The 2,726-nt window shown below is 38.1% G+C and carries 3 protein-coding genes; all 3 read left to right on the top strand.

Features of this window, described 5'->3' with window-relative positions; translation table 11 throughout:
- Nucleotides 1–213 (top strand): hypothetical protein (locus AB3I20_RS12635; RefSeq protein WP_368027432.1); only part of this gene is annotated, 213 nt, incomplete at its 5' end.
- Nucleotides 214–337: 124 nt separating this feature from the next.
- Nucleotides 338–1,480: a cysteine desulfurase family protein gene (locus AB3I20_RS12630; RefSeq protein ID WP_067480227.1), complete on the top strand. Its 1,143-nt coding sequence runs from the start codon at nucleotides 338–340 to the stop codon at nucleotides 1,478–1,480.
- Between the two features lie 16 nt (nucleotides 1,481–1,496).
- Nucleotides 1,497–2,708: a tRNA uracil 4-sulfurtransferase ThiI gene (gene thiI, locus AB3I20_RS12625; protein ID WP_071869414.1), complete on the top strand. Its 1,212-nt coding sequence runs from the start codon at nucleotides 1,497–1,499 to the stop codon at nucleotides 2,706–2,708.
- The last annotated feature ends 18 nt before the right edge of the window (nucleotides 2,709–2,726 follow it).

Below are 2,726 nucleotides of genomic sequence, written 5' to 3'. Positions count from 1 at the left end.
GTTTTGCGCCACAACCTTATTTACGGTGTTCCCAAAGTAGCTTCTTCGGTAATAAGTCCTCTTTTCTTAAAAATATGGAAAGCTATTTTTAGAAAAGCTTTCTTATTGCTTGAAGCTAAGTACTTTGCGCCACAACCTTATTTACGGTGTTCCCAAAGTAGCTTCTTCGGTAATAAGTCCTCTTTTCTTAAAAATATGGAAAACTATTTTTAGAAAAGCTTCCTTATTACTTGAAGCTAAGCACTTTGCGCCACAACCTTTTGCAAAAAAAGAATTCTTGAAAGCATATAGGACAACCGTTATAATAGAAAAGAATTTCAAAAAAGAGGGGTTTCTTATGATATATTTTGACAATAGCGCGACAACCCCAATTTTTCCGCAAAGTTTAGATGCCTATGTGAAGACAAGTCAGCGGATTATTGGGAATCCATCAAGTTTACATGACTTGGGTAACCAAGCCAATCGTTTATTACAACAGGCAAGAAAGCAGATTGCTGAGCTTATTGGCGCAACTCCAGAAGAAATTTATTTTACCTCTGGTGGAACAGAAGGAGACAATTGGGTTCTAAAAGGCACAATGATCGAGAAACGTGAATATGGCAATCATTTGATTATTTCTGGAATCGAACATCCCGCAGTGAGTGAAACCGCCGAACAACTGAAAGAATTAGGAATGGAAGTTAGTATTGCGCCTGTGGATAAAAATGGTTTCGTGATTGTAGAAGAGCTTAAAAAACTAGTTCGCAAAGAAACCGTGCTGATTTCAATCATGGGTGTCAACAATGAAGTTGGATCCATTCAACCAATTCAAGAAATCAGTGAATTTTTAACAGACTATCCAAAAATTCACTTTCATGTTGATGCCGTACAAGCAATTGGAAAAGTTTCATTTGACCAATGGTTAACCGAACGTGTTGATTTTGCGACATTTTCTGCGCACAAATTTCATGGACCTCGTGGAATTGGTTTTATTTATTGGAAAAAAGGTCGTCGCTTAGCACCTTTACTAACTGGTGGAGGACAAGAAAACAATCAACGAAGCGGGACGGAGAATGTTCCTGCAGTCGTCGCAATGGCAAAAGCATTACGACTTTCTTTAGATACGAAAGCACGAAAACCTGAGCATACACAAAATCTTAAAACGGCATTAATCGGTGCGCTGAAAACGTATGACAAGGTGACGATTTTTTCTGAAGGAGAAAAGTATGCACCACATATTTTATGTTTTTCATTAAAAGGAATTCGTGGTGAAGTACTCGTACATGCGTTGGAAGAAAAACAAATCTTTATTTCAACAACGAGTGCTTGCTCTTCTCGTAAACACATGGCTAGTAGTACATTACATGCGATGCATGTTCCTCATGATTTGGCGACATCTGCTGTCCGAATTAGTTTGGATGAAAGCAATTCAATGGCTGAAGTAGAACAGTTTATGATTATTTTTAAACAACTTTATCAAAAGTTCTCAGCTATTAATTAAATGAAGGAGTGTTCCTGTGAAATATAGTGAAATTATGGTTCGCTACGGTGAACTATCAACAAAAGGGAAAAATCGCAAAACGTTTATTATGCAGTTGGCACAAAATGTGCGTCAAGCGTTAAAAGAGTTCCCAGAAATCAAAATTCATGCAGATCGTGATCGCATGCATCTATTGTTAAATGGTGCAGATGGTCATTTGGTTATACCAAAACTTGCAAAAATTTTTGGTATTCAAAATTTTTCACCAAGTATTCGTGTAGAAAAAGATGTTCAAGTCTTAAAAGATAGTGTTCAAGCAATCATGAAAGAAATTTATACAGGTGAGCAAACATTTAAAATTGTTGCGAAACGTAGCGATCACGATTTTGAATTAACCAGTAATGAATTGAACCAAACACTGGGAAACGCTGTATTCGATATTTTCCCAGAAATCAACGTTCAAATGAAAAAACCAGATATTCCATTACGTGTGGAAATTCGTCGGGATGGCGCCTACCTGTCTTATGAAACAATCAAAGGTGCGGGGGGACTACCTGTCGGAACAAGTGGTAAAGGGATGTTAATGTTATCTGGCGGGATCGACTCACCTGTTGCGGGCTATTTTGCTATGAAACGTGGTGTCGAAATTGAAGCTGTTCATTTTGCTAGCCCACCTTATACAAGTGAGCAAGCCTTACAAAAGGCAAAAGACTTAACTGCTAAGTTAGCACCTTATGTGGGAACAATTCAGTTTATTGAAGTACCATTTACAGAAATTCAAGAAGAAATTAAAAAATCAGTCCCACAAGGATACTGGATGACGATTACTCGTCGAATGATGTTACGATTAACGGATGAAATCCGTCGCATTCGCAATGGGTTGGTTATCTTAAATGGTGAATCATTAGGCCAAGTAGCTTCTCAAACATTGCAAAGTATGGTTGCAATCAATGAAGTAACAAATACACCAATTATTCGTCCTGTGGCAACAATGGACAAACTAGAAATTATCGAAGTTGCTGAAAAAATTGATACATTTGAGTTATCCATTCAGCCATTCGAGGACTGCTGTACTATATTTGCGCCGCCACAACCAAAAACGCGTCCAAACTTGGATAAAGTTCATCAGTATGAAGAGCGTTTAGCGATTGATGAAATGATTGAGCGTGCGCTGGCAGGGTTGAAAATCGTGGGTATTCGTGTGGAAGCTGCTCAGGAGCAAGAAGAGGAATTTGCTGATTTGTTGTAAAAGGTTGTGGCGCAAAAT

The sequence above is a fragment of the Enterococcus sp. C50 genome, assembly GCF_040887505.1.
GTDB classification, from domain to species: Bacteria; Bacillota; Bacilli; order Lactobacillales; family Enterococcaceae; genus Enterococcus_B; species Enterococcus_B thailandicus.
Note: the sequence above shows the minus strand (reverse complement) of the source record. Positions and strands in the feature narration are given on the sequence as shown.